This is a genomic window from Sphingobium mellinum (assembly GCF_037860795.1).
GTDB lineage: Bacteria > Pseudomonadota > Alphaproteobacteria > Sphingomonadales > Sphingomonadaceae > Sphingobium > Sphingobium mellinum.
The window spans coordinates 262,842-275,370 of the sequence record NZ_JBANRK010000001.1 but is presented as its reverse complement, the minus strand read 5'-3'; the positions used below and the strand labels follow the sequence as shown (position 1 = coordinate 275,370).

18 protein-coding genes are annotated in these 12,529 nt (G+C 64.0%); 9 read left to right on the top strand and 9 right to left on the bottom strand.

The window, feature by feature from the left end:
- Window positions 1-43 precede the first annotated feature (43 nt).
- Together AAC640_RS01405 and AAC640_RS01400 are read right to left on the bottom strand one after the other, a co-directional pair.
- Window positions 44-319, bottom strand: coding sequence for a hypothetical protein (locus AAC640_RS01405; RefSeq protein WP_340264292.1), 276 nt, complete (start codon window positions 317-319; stop codon window positions 44-46).
- Complete coding sequence (locus AAC640_RS01400; protein WP_340264291.1) at window positions 316-648, bottom strand: hypothetical protein; 333 nt, start codon at window positions 646-648, stop codon at window positions 316-318. The genes AAC640_RS01405 and AAC640_RS01400 overlap by 4 nt, the downstream gene beginning before the upstream one ends.
- Window positions 649-773: 125 nt before the next feature.
- Here AAC640_RS01400 and AAC640_RS01395 point away from each other — a divergent pair, with 125 nt between their 5' ends.
- Window positions 774-1,064 (top strand): plasmid stabilization protein, encoded by a 291-nt coding sequence (locus tag AAC640_RS01395; protein ID WP_340264290.1) that lies wholly within the window; start codon window positions 774-776, stop codon window positions 1,062-1,064.
- Window positions 1,065-1,070: 6 nt separating this feature from the next.
- On the opposite strand, the gene AAC640_RS01390 is transcribed toward AAC640_RS01395, so the two are convergent.
- Together AAC640_RS01390 and ygfZ are read right to left on the bottom strand one after the other, a co-directional pair.
- A complete protein-coding gene (locus AAC640_RS01390; protein WP_340264289.1) occupies window positions 1,071-1,829 on the bottom strand; it encodes a glutaminyl-peptide cyclotransferase in 759 nt (252 codons plus the stop codon).
- Complete coding sequence (gene ygfZ, locus AAC640_RS01385; protein ID WP_340264287.1) at window positions 1,826-2,560, bottom strand: CAF17-like 4Fe-4S cluster assembly/insertion protein YgfZ; 735 nt, start codon at window positions 2,558-2,560, stop codon at window positions 1,826-1,828. The genes AAC640_RS01390 and ygfZ overlap by 4 nt, the downstream gene beginning before the upstream one ends.
- Before the next feature lie 48 nt (window positions 2,561-2,608).
- Here ygfZ and AAC640_RS01380 point away from each other — a divergent pair, with 48 nt between their 5' ends.
- Window positions 2,609-3,940, top strand: a complete 1,332-nt coding sequence (locus tag AAC640_RS01380) for a dihydroorotase (RefSeq protein ID WP_340264286.1) — start codon at window positions 2,609-2,611, stop codon at window positions 3,938-3,940.
- A gap of 22 nt (window positions 3,941-3,962) precedes the next feature.
- On the opposite strand, the gene AAC640_RS01375 is transcribed toward AAC640_RS01380, so the two are convergent.
- On the bottom strand, window positions 3,963-4,184 hold the full coding sequence (locus AAC640_RS01375; RefSeq protein ID WP_340264285.1) for a hypothetical protein: 222 nt from the start codon (window positions 4,182-4,184) through the stop codon (window positions 3,963-3,965).
- A 148-nt stretch (window positions 4,185-4,332) separates the two neighbouring features.
- Here AAC640_RS01375 and AAC640_RS01370 point away from each other — a divergent pair, with 148 nt between their 5' ends.
- The 6 genes from AAC640_RS01370 (at window position 4,333) to AAC640_RS01345 (ending at window position 8,421) form a co-directional block, all read left to right on the top strand.
- Window positions 4,333-5,073, top strand: a complete 741-nt coding sequence (locus AAC640_RS01370) for a hypothetical protein (RefSeq protein WP_340264284.1) — start codon at window positions 4,333-4,335, stop codon at window positions 5,071-5,073.
- Window positions 5,074-5,143: 70 nt separating this feature from the next.
- Window positions 5,144-5,527, top strand: a complete 384-nt coding sequence (gene crcB / locus AAC640_RS01365) for a fluoride efflux transporter CrcB (protein WP_340264283.1) — start codon at window positions 5,144-5,146, stop codon at window positions 5,525-5,527.
- Window positions 5,524-6,819 (top strand): RluA family pseudouridine synthase, encoded by a 1,296-nt coding sequence (locus AAC640_RS01360; protein WP_340264282.1) that lies wholly within the window; start codon window positions 5,524-5,526, stop codon window positions 6,817-6,819. Before crcB ends, AAC640_RS01360 begins: the two co-directional genes overlap by 4 nt.
- On the top strand, window positions 6,816-7,475 hold the full coding sequence (locus AAC640_RS01355; RefSeq protein ID WP_340264281.1) for an HAD-IA family hydrolase: 660 nt from the start codon (window positions 6,816-6,818) through the stop codon (window positions 7,473-7,475). Before AAC640_RS01360 ends, AAC640_RS01355 begins: the two co-directional genes overlap by 4 nt.
- Entirely contained in the window at window positions 7,472-7,729 is a 258-nt protein-coding gene (locus AAC640_RS01350; RefSeq protein WP_340264280.1) for a hypothetical protein, read from the top strand. Before AAC640_RS01355 ends, AAC640_RS01350 begins: the two co-directional genes overlap by 4 nt.
- Entirely contained in the window at window positions 7,726-8,421 is a 696-nt protein-coding gene (locus tag AAC640_RS01345) for an ATP12 family chaperone protein (protein WP_340264279.1), read from the top strand. Before AAC640_RS01350 ends, AAC640_RS01345 begins: the two co-directional genes overlap by 4 nt.
- A gap of 48 nt (window positions 8,422-8,469) precedes the next feature.
- Here AAC640_RS01345 and AAC640_RS01340 read toward each other — a convergent pair whose 3' ends face one another.
- The 3 genes from AAC640_RS01340 to AAC640_RS01330 form a co-directional block, all read right to left on the bottom strand.
- On the bottom strand, window positions 8,470-9,126 hold the full coding sequence (locus AAC640_RS01340) for a murein L,D-transpeptidase catalytic domain family protein (protein WP_340264278.1): 657 nt from the start codon (window positions 9,124-9,126) through the stop codon (window positions 8,470-8,472).
- 88 nt (window positions 9,127-9,214) lie between these two features.
- Complete coding sequence (locus AAC640_RS01335; RefSeq protein ID WP_340264277.1) at window positions 9,215-9,508, bottom strand: hypothetical protein; 294 nt, start codon at window positions 9,506-9,508, stop codon at window positions 9,215-9,217.
- A gap of 4 nt (window positions 9,509-9,512) precedes the next feature.
- Window positions 9,513-10,970, bottom strand: a complete 1,458-nt coding sequence (locus AAC640_RS01330) for a L,D-transpeptidase family protein (protein WP_340264276.1) — start codon at window positions 10,968-10,970, stop codon at window positions 9,513-9,515.
- 58 nt (window positions 10,971-11,028) lie between these two features.
- On the opposite strand from AAC640_RS01330, the gene AAC640_RS01325 reads away from it, so the two are divergent.
- Window positions 11,029-11,949 (top strand): histone deacetylase family protein, encoded by a 921-nt coding sequence (locus AAC640_RS01325; RefSeq protein ID WP_340264275.1) that lies wholly within the window; start codon window positions 11,029-11,031, stop codon window positions 11,947-11,949.
- Here the strand turns inward: AAC640_RS01325 and AAC640_RS01320 are convergent.
- Window positions 11,935-12,507, bottom strand: a complete 573-nt coding sequence (locus AAC640_RS01320; protein ID WP_340264274.1) for a hypothetical protein — start codon at window positions 12,505-12,507, stop codon at window positions 11,935-11,937. The two genes, AAC640_RS01325 and AAC640_RS01320, sit on opposite strands and share 15 nt — an antisense overlap.
- Window positions 12,508-12,529: the final 22 nt, after the last annotated feature.

Here is a 12,529-nt window from a genome sequence, read left to right as displayed (position 1 = left end):
CTCGTAAAAGCCCGTCCCAGCCTCGTCATACGAACGGCGATGGTCAGGGGCAACCGCCATGCGTTAGCGGCGATCGGGCGACGCCGCGATAGTTGCCGGGCGGATCGCTGGCCGGAAAGGATTCGTCCATCTGCTCGTCGACAAGATCCCAGTCAGCGGCATCGACATGCTGTTCCGCGGGGCCGGCATCCCGCACGATACCAAAGGAGCCTGCCGGCGCGCGATCATCCTGGACATCGGCGGAGGGGCGACGGGACAAGCTTTTCCACAGCGCCGAACCCAGTCCCGCAACCAGCGCCAGTTTCCACAACCGCTTCATCGCGACTTCTCCTGAGGATCATGAACATGGACCCATTCGGCATGGTTGCCGGTCACGCCTTGGGGAGGGAGGGAAAATTCACCCTCCTCGTCAGTGCCGGGCCTTGCTTCGCCGCCGCCGCTGGCGGGGGCTGCCGACCAGCGCTGGCGCAGCGCTGCATTGATCATCGCGCGCCAGACGCCCTCATCGCCTGCTTCGCGCATCGCAGCGTCGGGTACCTTTACGATGGCGAGGATGCTGGCCGCGTCGGCTGCCCGCGTCTGCCATTGGGCCGGGTCGTCGCCGGCAAGGTGGCGCGCCAACCGCTCGATCATGGTGCGTTCTTCCATAGAGGCTGGAACGCCTGCCCAGGCGCTTCCGTTCCTCGACGGTCGTGACGGATGCGGAGCGGTGTGAACAGGAATGGCGCGTGCTCGTTGAACGGGAGAGCGATGCCACGGAAAGGAGATCGATGATGCCTCAAGGTGACAAGAACAGCTATACCGACAAGCAGAGACGCAAGGCCGACCATATCGAGGAAGGCTATGAGAAGCGCGGCGTCTCCACGAAGGAAGCCGAGCGACGGGCCTGGGCCACAGTCAACAAGGAATCAGGGGGCGGCAACAAGTCCGGTTCCGGAAGAGGCAAGCCCGACACGCATGTCTCGTCCCGCAAAGGTGGCACGGCATCAGCCAAACGGTCAGCGGCCGACCGGTCCGCCGCCGCCAGAAAGGGTTGGGAGACGCGGCGGAAGAAAACTGGCTGATCCCCCTTACTTCACCGGGCCGCGTTCCAAGCGAATTTCGAACAGTTTCGCCCAGTTCTTTCCGGTGACGAACAAACGGTGGCCTTTGGCATCATAGGCTATGCCGTTGGGCACGGCCTCGCTGTCTGTTGCGCCGCTCAGCGGGACGAGCCGGCTGATGTCGATCCAGTCGATGACGGAGCCTGTGCGCGGGTCGATGCGGGCGATGCGATTTGCGTACCAGATGTTCGCCAATATCTCGCCATTCACATATTCCAGTTCGTTGAGCCGGTCGACAGGGCGCCCGCGGAAGCTGACGGTGAGGCGTCGTTGCTCGATAAGTTTTTCCGGATCCAGGAAGCGGAGTTGCGCGGTGCCATCGCTCATGATCAAGCTGTGGCCGTCCTGCGTAAGGCCCCAACCTTCGCCTTCATAGCGGAACTGGGAAACAGGCGAGAAATCGGCGAGTTTCCAGACGAAACCCTGGCGGTGGCGCCAAGTGAGGCTGATCAGCCGATCCTTCCAGTTGACGATGCCTTCGCCGAAATAGGGACGGGGGATGACCCGTCGTTCCAGCACAGTGCCGTCCTTGAGAGAAAGCTTGCGGATTTCCGACTGACCCTCCAGTCCAGTGCTTTCGAACAGCGCACCGTCATGGAAGAACAGGCCCTCGGTGAAAGCAGCCGGATCATGCGGATAGCTCCGAACCAACTTCCAGGGCGTGTCGGCCGCTGCCGGAGCGGCAAGCGTCAGGGCAGCCAGAAGCGCCAGCAGCAGGCGCTTCATCCTGCCTGTTCCGCTATCGCGCTGGCAAGCCACCGGGGAAGAATGGACGGGGTGATATCCTCGATGCGCCGCAGTTCGATCGAGAGGCCGAGGTCTTCCAGCACCGCGCGCTGCCGCTTGGGCTCCGCCTCAGCTAGCGGGACGGCGACCAGCCGACGATTAACCTTGTGCCGGTAATGCATCCGGGCGGTATTTTCCTGGCCGATATAGCAGCCCTTGTCATAATCGACGCCGTTCAGTTCCTCGGCATTGGCTTCGAGCCAGAGCGTCTGGTCCTGGCCAAGTTCCCTCACCCCCTCGAACACGCCGAATGACAGCCGATGAGCGCGAAATGCAGGTGAAGCATCGCCTTCCGTTGGCGGGGCTATCCAGCGGTGGCCCAGCGCGGGAAGGCGCGGGTCCAATGGTTGGTCGCTGGCCATTGCCGACCAGTGGACCGCCAGCCCGACCTCGCGCCCTATCGTTACCGCGCGGCGCAGGCGATAGAGCATGAGGCGCCTGGCAAGCGCGTCGATCTCTGCCCCCTCGCAGTCGATCACTATGTCGTCGCCGTCCGCCCACAGGATGAAGTCGAACAGCGCCTTGCCCTGCGGCGTCAGCAGGCCCGCCCAGCGCGGCTCGCCGGCTTTCAGCGTCAGCACGTCGCGGGTCAGCAGGCCCTGAACGAAGGGCCGCGCTTCTTCGCCTGAAATTCTGAGCAGGGCGCGGTCGGTAAGGGTGGTGCCGGTCATCGGCTTTAGGTAGGACAGGCGTCGATCATATCCAAGCGGTGAACGAGCATGTCCGAGACTTTCGACCTGATCCTGAAGAACGGCACCGTCCATACGCCGGGCGGCGCCGAACAAGTCGACGTCGGAGTGCGGAGCGGACGGATCGCGGCGATCGGGACCGGCCTGGGCGATGCCGGCGAGGTGATCGACTGCAGCGGACTGGATGTCCTGCCCGGCTGCATCGACAGTCAGGTGCATTTTCGCGAACCAGGGCTGGAACATAAGGAAGACCTCGAATCGGGCAGCCGCGCGGCGGTGCTGGGCGGCATCACCGCCGTGTTCGAGATGCCCAACACCCATCCGAACACCGACAGCGAGGAACGGGTGCGCGACAAGCTTGCCCGCGCGCATCATCGCATGTGGTGTGACCATGCCTTCTATGTCGGCGCCACGGCCGACAATGCCGAACAGCTCGGGCAACTGGAGCGCATCCCCGGCACGGCGGGGGTCAAGATCTTCATGGGCGCGTCAACCGGCAGCCTGCTGGTCGACGATGACGCGGCGCTTTCCCGCGTGCTGGCGAGCGGAACGCGACGTGTCGCGATCCATGCCGAGGACGAGGCGCGGATGAATGCGCGCAAGGACTTGCGGGTTGAAGGGGATCCATCCTCTCACTCCGTCTGGCGCGATGACGAGAGCGCGATGATGGCGACGAAGCGGATCATCGATCTTGCCCGCAAGGCGCGGCGCCGCATTCACATCCTGCATGTGACGACGCCCGCGGAACTGGAATATATTGCGGCGAACAAGGATATCGCGACCTGCGAGGTAACGCCGCAGCATCTGACGCTGGCGGCGGAGGACGCTTATCCGCGTCTTGGCACCTATGCGCAGATGAACCCGCCGATCCGGTCGGCCGCCCATCGAGACGGCCTGTGGCGCTGGCTGAACCAGGGCGTGCCCGATGTACTGGGCAGCGATCATGCGCCGCATACGATTGAGGAGAAGGCGAAAACCTATCCCGCCTCTCCCAGCGGCATGCCCGGTGTGCAGACGCTCGTGCCCTTGATGCTCAACCATGTCGCGCAGGGGCGGCTGTCGCTGCGGCGTTTCATCGAACTGACCTCGTCAGGGCCGCAGCGCGTTTTCGGGCTGGTGAGGAAAGGGCGGATTGCGCTGGGCTATGATGCCGACTTCACCGTCGTCGATCTCAAGAAGCGGTGGACCGTGGGCCGTGATTGGTTGGCATCGCGTTGCGACTGGTCGCCCTTCGACGGCATGGACCTGACCGGCAAAGCCGTTGGCACGATCGTGCGCGGCCACCGCGTCATGTGGGAGGATACGCTCGCCAATGAGGCGGTGGGCGAGGCCGTGCGGTTCGAGGCGACGGAATTCGCCTGAATGTGACAGCGCGGTCACCGGTTCAAAAGATGCCGCCGCCCAGGAACAGGCGCAATGCGCCGAACGCTGCGATGAAAAGGCAGAAGTTGCGCCCGCTGTTCCTGCTGGACAGCATGCCGATCAAGGCGCCGAAAAGCGCCATGGGCACCAGCAGCCAGTTGAGGATGCCGACAAAGGGCAGGATTGCGGGAATCATCAGGACGAGCGTCGCAAGCCCGATGAGCACGGAAAGGATGTTGAGCATTGTCAGGAGATGGCCCTTCGGCCTCCGCTGGCCAAGACGGTCACCACGTTAGTTCGGCAAATGCACCGGAATGTTCAAGCATTTACCAAATTCCCTAACGGAAAATTAACGCCTGTTCTTCATGCCTTGTTTACGAAGGAGTGAAGTCATGGCGCGTTTGCGATCCGTTTATGCTGTTGTCCTGTTGCTGGCACTGCCGCTCGGAGGCTGCGGCAAGCGGAACAAAGAGGCCGATCTCAACGCCCTTGATGCTCAGCTCACCAACAATGTGTCGGAGGGCAATCCCGAAGGCGGGTTGGCGGGGCAGATCCTTGTCAATCCCCGCCTTGCGCGCCATTCGCACGGCGGCGCTGGCGGCGGCCGGTCGGTCGTTGCCACCTTGCCGGCGCTCAAAGGCGAAGCCGCCAAGGCGCTAGCCGAATCGGTCAAGCAGGCAGGCGGCAGGCTGCTCGCCACCCCCGCTCTCTCCCAGAGCGAAGCGACGGAGTCGCAGGCGACCTTGGCCGCCGCTGCCCACGAGCAATCGGGCCCCGGAGGCAATGCCTATTGCCGCAAGCAGCTTGCCCAGGGCATGCAGTGGGCCAGCCGATTGCCAGATCCCTTTACCGTCTATCCCGGTGCCCGGCTGGTGGAAGCGGCAGGCGCGGACAAGGATGGCTGCACGCTGCGCGCGGCGACTTTCGTGACGCCCGTGCCGCGCCAGAGCGTGATGGATTATTATTATACCCAGGCCCTCCGATCGGGTTTCGATGCCGAGCACAGGCTGTTGGGCAGCGACCATGTGCTGGGCGGCACGCGCAAGGATGACGGAGCGGCCTTTCTGCTGCTGTTCACTGATGCGCCGGGCGGCAGGACGAATGTCGATATCATTGCCGACAAGGGCCGCTGAGACGGGCAAGCGCCGCGATTGAAGCCCGCAGCCATTTCCTTTGCTGCGTTTTGCCACTAGGGCGGGCGGCATGAACAATATCCTTCTCGTCATGAGTGGCGGCGCCGTGGGCGCGCTGGCGCGCTACCAGCTTGGTCGGTTTGCGGGCCACATGCTGCCGGGTGCGAACTGGCCATGGGGCACTTTCGCTGCCAATCTGCTGGGCGGTTTCGCGATGGGTCTGCTGGCGGGTTGGCTCGCTCGGTTCCACGCCTCTTCCGGCGAGCCGTTCCGCCTGCTGCTGGCGGTTGGCGTTCTGGGTGGCTTCACGACATTTTCCTCCTTCAGTCTGGAAACCATCCTCATGATGGAGCGGGGGCAGTTCGGCCTCGCTGCGGCCTATGCGGCCTTGTCGGTTGTCGGCGCGCTAGCCGCGTTGGCAGGGGGCCTTGCCGTGATGCGGAGCGTGGCATGAAGGGGCGGCCGCCCGGTAAGCCCGCGGGTCCGTCGCGCGGCGGGCGCAAGCCGGCGGACGGCGCACCCGCCGGCCGGGCTAGAGGCGCGGTCAAGGCTGCTCGCGCCCGCAAGCCAGAGGCGCCAAAACCGCCCGCGAAGGCCACCGCTAAGCCCATGGCGACGAAAGCCTCGCCGACAAAGGGCGTTTCGCTCGATGTGCGGCAGTTCCGCGTCGGCGCTGATGACGACGGCATTCGGCTGGACCGATGGTTCCAGCGGCATCTGCCGGACGTCAGTTTCAACACCGTCTCACGCTGGGCACGCACCGGCCAATTGAGGGTGGATGGCGCTCGCGCCGCGCCTGGTGATCGCCTCACGGAAGGACAGGCCATTCGCGTGCCTCCTGCCGAGCCGAAGTCGGTCGAGGCAGCGAAGCCTAAGCGTGTCCGCCCGCAACTCAGCGACGATCAGGTCGCCTTCGCGCAAAATCTGGTCATTCATCGGGACGCGCAGGCGATCGTCATCAACAAGCCGCCCGGGCTCGCAACGCAGGGCGGCACCAAGACTGACGATCATGTCGACGGCCTGCTCGATGCGCTGGAATTCGACCTGGCTCAGCGGCCCAAGCTCGTCCACCGACTGGACAAGGACACCTCGGGCGCGCTCCTGATCGCGCGAACCGCCCGTTCGGCGGCCTTTTTCGCCAAGGCTTTTTCCAGCCGTACCGCGCGCAAGGTTTATTGGGCGATCGTCATCGGCGTGCCGTCGATCGACGATGGCATGATTGAGCTGCCTATCGCCAAGCAGCCCGGCACGGGCGGCGAGAAAATGCATGTGGACGAGAAGGAGGGCCTACCGTCCCGCTCGCGCTACCGCGTGATCGAGCGCGCGGGCAACCGCGCTGCCTGGGTCGAATTGCAGCCCCACACCGGCCGCACTCACCAGTTGCGCGTTCACATGGCGGCGATCGGCCATCCCATCGTGGGTGATGGCAAATATGGCGGGAAGGATGCCTTCCTATCCGGCACCATCAGCCGTAAGATGCATCTTCACGCGCGCCGCATCCGTGTGGACCATCCCGATGGCGGCCGTGTGGACGTGCGCGCGGAACTGCCTGAACATTTCGCCGCCAGCCTCATCTCCCTGGGGTTCGACCTGTCGTCAGGTGACTTGCCGCTGGACGAGGAAGTGGAGCGCAAGCCGACGCGCGAGGATGAAAAGAAGGCGGCCCGCGCCCATGCCAAACAGGTGCGCAAGGGACGGCGCGGGGAGCGCCGGGGGCGCGGATCGGCCGCGCCGCGAAAGCAATGAGCAATCGACTGGCGGTATTTGATTGCGACGGTACGTTGGTTGACAGCCAGCATGGCATCTGCACGGCCATGACCCGAGCATTCGAGGGTGCCAATCTGGTCGCGCCCGATCGCGCGGCGATCCTCTCCGTTGTGGGCTTGTCCCTGCCTTCGGCGATGGCGAGGCTGCTGCCCGACGCGGATGCAGACTATCATCATCTGCTGTCGGAAAGCTACAAGAACGCATTCCAGCAACTGCGCCGCGACAAGGCCGTTTGGGAGCCTCTATATCCCGGAATCGCGGAGCTTGTCCGCGCGCTGGACGCGGACGGGTGGCTTTTGGGCGTAGCCACGGGCAAGTCGGATCGCGGACTCAAGCTCTGTCTTGAGCATCATGGTATCGATGCCCTTTTCGTGACGCTGCAAACGGCGGACCGCCACCCGTCAAAGCCGCACCCGTCGATGCTGCTGACTGCCATGGCCGACGCCGGCGCGTCTCCGGGCAGCACGGTAATGATCGGCGACACCAGTTTTGACATTGACATGGCCGTGGCGGCGGACGTGCGCGCGATTGGCGTGGGCTGGGGCTATCATGCGCCGTCCGACCTGATTGCGGCGGGCGCCCATGTCGTGGTGATGGACAGCGACGAACTGGATCGCCATATCCGCGGCCGATGACCAACATGCCGCCTCCACCGCCGTCGCCAGATCCCGACAGGGTTGCTCGTCAGCGCTTTTTCGCGTTGGGTCTGTTCCGCCTGTCGGGAGCATTCATCGTGATGTTTGGCTTCCTCATCCTGTCGCAACGGTTCGGCTGGGTCCAGGGAACGAAGGCCAAGGCGATGGGCGGGATCTTCGTGATGGTTGGCCTGTTCCAGTTCGTGATCGTCCCCCGCTTGCTGCTTTCCCTGTTCAGAAAGCCGCCGCAATGAGGCGCTTTTACAAGGATGTAGACGTCGTCGCGGGCGAGCAGGGCCATGAGATCAGCCTGGATGGCCGGCCGGTCAGAACGCCGGCGCGGGCGGCTCTCGCATTGCCGACGCTGAAACTTGCAGAGGCGATCGCCGGGGAATGGCGGACGCAAGGCGACACTATTGACCCTCGATCCATGCCTTTCACGGGTCTTGCCAACGGCGCGATCGACCAGGTGGCTCCCGGTCACCGCGACTTCGCCGCCGGGATCGCACGTTATGCGGAGAGCGACCTGCTCTGCTATCGCGCCGATGGGCCGCATGAACTGGTCGCGAAGGAGAGCGCGGCGTGGGACCCGCTGCTGGAATGGGCGCGCCACCGCTATGATGTGGCGTTTCAGGTGACGCAGGGCATCATTCCGGTGGAGCAGCCCGCCGAGACCCTGGAGCGGATGGGCGCAGCCGTTGCTGCCTTGGACCCGTTCCGTCTCGCCGGCCTTTCCACGCTGGTCACCTTGTCAGGTTCGCTTGTTTGCGGCCTTGCCCTGGTCGAGGGTGGTCACGATGTGGAAGATGTCTGGACGGCCTCTGAAATCGACGAGGCATGGGAAATCGCACAATGGGGCGAGGATGCGGACGCCGCAGCCCGCTCTGCTCGGCGCAAACAGGAATTCCTCATGGCGCATCGCTTCTGCGCGCTCGTGGGAGAATAGAGGATCGGACGGCCTGCTGTGGCGGCAAGACGCGTTTTGACGGCCGATCTAGGCGGTTTCGCTCAGTTTGTTTGCGTAGACCATTCGACCAGGACCGAGTAGACCCAGCAATTGCGGCAGCATATGCGGTGCCACGGCGAAACAGCCCTCGCTGCGGCCGATCTTGCCCCACGTGGCGATATGGTTTTCGCTCACATAGTCGGCCCCATGGATCACGATTGCCCGCATTTCGGCATTGTTGTTCTCGGGGTCCAGCCCCATCAGCCGCATGGCCCGGCCATGCTGGCCCTCGTAAATCTCCCCCGTCTTATATGCCCCCGCGCTGCTGGCCAGCGAATTGGGCTCATTGGAAAAGCTCTGTAGCCAGCCGGAATGTTCAGGGTCCGATCCGCGGCCATGCGCGACGAGGTACGAACTGGAATGGCCGCCCATCAGGTCGAGGATGTGGAAGCGTAATTCACGCGACGGGGCGTTGAAGTCCGCCAGCGCGACCCGGTCCCGCAGCTGGAACAGGTGGGCATGCTCGTCCAGAGCCGCCTTGGCCCGTTCCAGCAGTTTGGCGTAGGGCTGGGCCGCCAATGGCGTGGCAGGCAGCGGTGAGCCGGGCGCCGACAGGTTTGGCAAAGCCGCTCGCCCAGCGCTGTCGGCAAGAAAGGAAAAAGCAATCCCGCTTAAAGCGAGTTTCGTAAAACTACGGCGATCCATGAATCGCAATATAGCAAAATCGCGGCTTTGGTCCAATAGCAGTAGGGATCCTTCACAGCGCCTTGTCGTAAAGCATCCGGAATTGGCCTCAATTCATGGAGTTGCCGGACTCGGTTGATCCGCCGTCCAGCCGGGCCGTCATCCCGGTCGCGGCCGCATCGTCCTGGATTTGCTGCTGTTCGGAGATGGTCGGCGGCGGCGCTGGTGCGGGCGCGGCCGTGTTGTTGCTGGGCGGCAAGGGGGCCTCCGGCTCTTCGACGATGACATTCTCGACCGGCGGTTCGGTCAGATTATTGGCCACCGGCGCCTCTTCCTCTTTCTTCTTGCCGCAGGCGGAAAGGGCGAGCGCGCCGGCGAGTATGACAAGAGCGGATGTGCGCATGGTATCAGTCCTTGGATGCGATTGTGGAGGCCGGGGCGGCAGTCGGGTCGAGCCGCCGGCTGGAGGCCTCGATCTTTTCGGCGAGCAGCTTGTCCCAGCCATAGGGATCGGAACGGAAGTTCATCGTGCCGTTGCCGCTGGCGAAGGCGGTCCAGTATAGCAGATATACCGCCACCTCTTTCGGCAACTGCACGCGCTGGGTCTTGCCAGCGTCGATCATTGTCTGGACTTGGCCGGACAGCTTGGGGTCGCTGGCAAGCATCAGTTCAGCGAGGGGCACCGGCTTTTCAAGCCGGATGCAGCCATGGCTCGCGAGCCGGTCATAGCTGGAGAATTTGGCGCGGGCCGGCGTGTCATGGAGATAGACCGCGAAGGGATTGTCGAAGTCGAACTTCAGCCGGCCCAGCGCGCTGCCCGGCCCGGCCGGCTGAACGATCCGCTCGCCGGTTTCGGGCGTGCCGACAATCTTGTATCCCTGCCGCAGTAAGGCCGCGCGCCCCTTGGGCCACAATTCCCTCTTGGCGATGGAAGTGGGTACGTTCCATGGCGGATTGATGACGATCGAGTGGATGCTGGAAGACAGCATCGGCGTCGCATTGTCGGGCGCGCCGGTGACGGCACGCATCGAGGTGACGGGCTGATCGCCCTGAAACACGGTAAGCACCGCTGCGGCGATGTTCACCTGCACACGATTGACCGGAAGTTGCCGCGGCATCCAGCGCCACCGCTCCATATTCGCCATGATCGCGGCGATGCGATCCTCGACCGGAACGTTCAGCTCCTTGAGCGTGCGTGCGTCGAGCAAGCCCGTAGGATTGAGGCCGTAGCGACGTTGCGCCCGCTGGAGCGCATCGGCCAGCTTGTCGCCGGGCTGCACGCCTTTGTCCTCGATCGCCAGACGTTTGAGCACGGCGTCGGGAGCGGACTTTGCAGTGAGAATGAGCCAGCCACCCGCATCGCGAATCCGTTCATAGGCCGAAAGGCCTTTGCGCAGGCCGTCATAGCCCGAATAAGGCGGCGTCAGGCTCGCGGTCCATTGCGGCAAACTATCTTCGGCGATGGCGCGGGCAAGTCCGGGGCGCGGATCGAAAGCGGCGGGGCGCAGCGCCCAGATATTGAGGAAGTCTGCGGTGTCCACGCGGCCCGTGCTGAGTGCCTTGGCTCGATCGAGCACCGCGCTGATCAGTGCATCGCCGCTCAGCGCCCCATTGACCTTGCTGCGGGCCATCAATCCCTGCTCGGCGCCGCTCTTGAGCCAGCCGTTCAGCCAGGCCTGCTGGGCTGCGTTGGGGGTGGGAATCGGCACCGGCGGGGGCGTAATCACGGCTGGCGGCGGAGGAATGACCGGTTGCGCGGGGACGGGCAGGGTGGGCGCGACGACGGGGGGTTGCGCCAGCGTGGGCGTGGCTGCCAGACCCAGGAGGCTGGAAAGGCAGAAGCGGATCAAATCAGGACGGTTCATGCTGGACCAGATAGCGCAAAGCCCCCATCGTTCAAACTCGCGATCGCGGAAAAAGATGATGCTCCACGTTGTTCACCATCCGGCCTATGTCTCCCCCGCGCCGGCGGACAGTCAGTTCCGCTTCGACAAATATGGACTGGTGATGGAGGCGCTTAGGCTAGGAGCCGCCGCCTTTACCGTGCATGAACCCGATCCCATGCCGCGTGAATGGATCGAGGCGGTCCACGACCCCGCCTATGTCTCAGAGGTTCTGACGCTCAATCTCCCGCGTGAAAAGGAACGTCGCATCGGTTTCCCGATCAGCGAGCGCGTGGCGAGGCGATCGACGCTTTCGCCCGGTGGTACCTGGCTGGCGGCGAAGCTCGCGATGGAGCATGGCTATGCCGCCAACGCTGCGGGAGGCAGTCATCACGCGCTGCATGAGAGTGGCGCAGGCTATTGCATCTTCAATGACCTGGCGATCGTCGCAAACCGCCTGGTTGCGGAGGGGCTGGCGGAACGAATCCTCGTCCTTGACCTCGACGTCCATCAGGGAGACGGAACGGCACGATTGCTGGAGGGACGAAGCGAGATATTCACCTTGTCGATGCATGCGGAAAAGAACTTTCCTGCGCGCAAGGCCCGCTCGTCGCTGGACATAGCCTTGGCTGATGGCGTGATGGATGACGAATATATGGCCGCGCTCATGGACGCCCTGCCGATGGTTCTCGACCGGTTCGGGCCGGATATCATCCTGTACCAGGCCGGTGTGGACGTCCATGCCGACGATCGGTTGGGGAGATTGGCCCTGAGTGATGCAGGCCTCGAAACGCGCGACAGGGCAGTGATGAGCCAGGCGGCGCAGCGTGGCATCCCGCTCGCCAGCACGATGGGCGGCGGTTACGGTGCCGATCGCATGGCGGTGGCGCGCCGACATGCCGCCTCCATGACCACGCTCGCGGATGAAGCAGCGCGGGCTGGCCTCTCAGTGCACCGATGAGCGCCCGGCTGCGGCTAGGGTGCGCGGCTCCATGATCTTCGCGGCGATAAGGCCCCCCGCGGCCAGCGCCAGGAAATCGCTGAACCCCAGGTAGAGCATGTAGCCCCATGGCGCATGGTTGAAGACGGATTGCCCGATGTGCAGCCACATCACGGCCGCCAGCGCGAACAGAATGACAAGGCGCGCGCGATTGCCAAAATCGCTCGCCGCGTAACGTAGCGACAGCGCGATCAGCACGCCGGTGGCCAGCGCCAGGATCAGGCCGCCGACCATCGCCGCGCTGTCGGTCACCGGAAAGCCGGTGGTGTTGTAGAAGACCGTTGCAACGGGACCCTTGCCGTAGAGCACCGTGCCCTGCGCGGTTGCCGGATTGGGGATCACATAGACTCCCGTGCCGCTCTTTGTCAGCGCCTGAGCCATCGCATTCTGCAGATTGGCGCCGGCCTGTTCGTCCGTGTGGCTGAAGGCAATGCCGCTGAGCGGCGTTCCCCAGAAAAGGAAGCCGACAAGATACATGCCGAGGCCGCCGAGTAGGCCCCCAATGACTGTCCGAACCATAAGCCCTCCCTGCTGCTGTAAG

Excerpts from the sequence above, each read along its gene's own strand:
- AAC640_RS01405 (WP_340264292.1), bottom strand. The coding sequence starts at position 319 with ATGAAGCGGTTGTGGAAACTGGCGCTGGTTGCGGGACTGGGTTCGGCG.
- AAC640_RS01400 (WP_340264291.1), bottom strand. The coding sequence starts at position 648 with ATGGAAGAACGCACCATGATCGAGCGGTTGGCGCGCCACCTTGCCGGC.
- AAC640_RS01395 (WP_340264290.1), top strand. The coding sequence starts at position 774 with ATGCCTCAAGGTGACAAGAACAGCTATACCGACAAGCAGAGACGCAAG.
- AAC640_RS01390 (WP_340264289.1), bottom strand. The coding sequence starts at position 1,829 with ATGAAGCGCCTGCTGCTGGCGCTTCTGGCTGCCCTGACGCTTGCCGCT.
- ygfZ (WP_340264287.1), bottom strand. The coding sequence starts at position 2,560 with ATGACCGGCACCACCCTTACCGACCGCGCCCTGCTCAGAATTTCAGGC.
- AAC640_RS01380 (WP_340264286.1), top strand. The coding sequence starts at position 2,609 with ATGTCCGAGACTTTCGACCTGATCCTGAAGAACGGCACCGTCCATACG.
- AAC640_RS01375 (WP_340264285.1), bottom strand. The coding sequence starts at position 4,184 with ATGCTCAACATCCTTTCCGTGCTCATCGGGCTTGCGACGCTCGTCCTG.
- AAC640_RS01370 (WP_340264284.1), top strand. The coding sequence starts at position 4,333 with ATGGCGCGTTTGCGATCCGTTTATGCTGTTGTCCTGTTGCTGGCACTG.
- crcB (WP_340264283.1), top strand. The coding sequence starts at position 5,144 with ATGAACAATATCCTTCTCGTCATGAGTGGCGGCGCCGTGGGCGCGCTG.
- AAC640_RS01360 (WP_340264282.1), top strand. The coding sequence starts at position 5,524 with ATGAAGGGGCGGCCGCCCGGTAAGCCCGCGGGTCCGTCGCGCGGCGGG.
- AAC640_RS01355 (WP_340264281.1), top strand. The coding sequence starts at position 6,816 with ATGAGCAATCGACTGGCGGTATTTGATTGCGACGGTACGTTGGTTGAC.
- AAC640_RS01350 (WP_340264280.1), top strand. The coding sequence starts at position 7,472 with ATGACCAACATGCCGCCTCCACCGCCGTCGCCAGATCCCGACAGGGTT.
- AAC640_RS01345 (WP_340264279.1), top strand. The coding sequence starts at position 7,726 with ATGAGGCGCTTTTACAAGGATGTAGACGTCGTCGCGGGCGAGCAGGGC.
- AAC640_RS01340 (WP_340264278.1), bottom strand. The coding sequence starts at position 9,126 with ATGGATCGCCGTAGTTTTACGAAACTCGCTTTAAGCGGGATTGCTTTT.
- AAC640_RS01335 (WP_340264277.1), bottom strand. The coding sequence starts at position 9,508 with ATGCGCACATCCGCTCTTGTCATACTCGCCGGCGCGCTCGCCCTTTCC.
- AAC640_RS01330 (WP_340264276.1), bottom strand. The coding sequence starts at position 10,970 with ATGAACCGTCCTGATTTGATCCGCTTCTGCCTTTCCAGCCTCCTGGGT.
- AAC640_RS01325 (WP_340264275.1), top strand. The coding sequence starts at position 11,029 with ATGCTCCACGTTGTTCACCATCCGGCCTATGTCTCCCCCGCGCCGGCG.
- AAC640_RS01320 (WP_340264274.1), bottom strand. The coding sequence starts at position 12,507 with ATGGTTCGGACAGTCATTGGGGGCCTACTCGGCGGCCTCGGCATGTAT.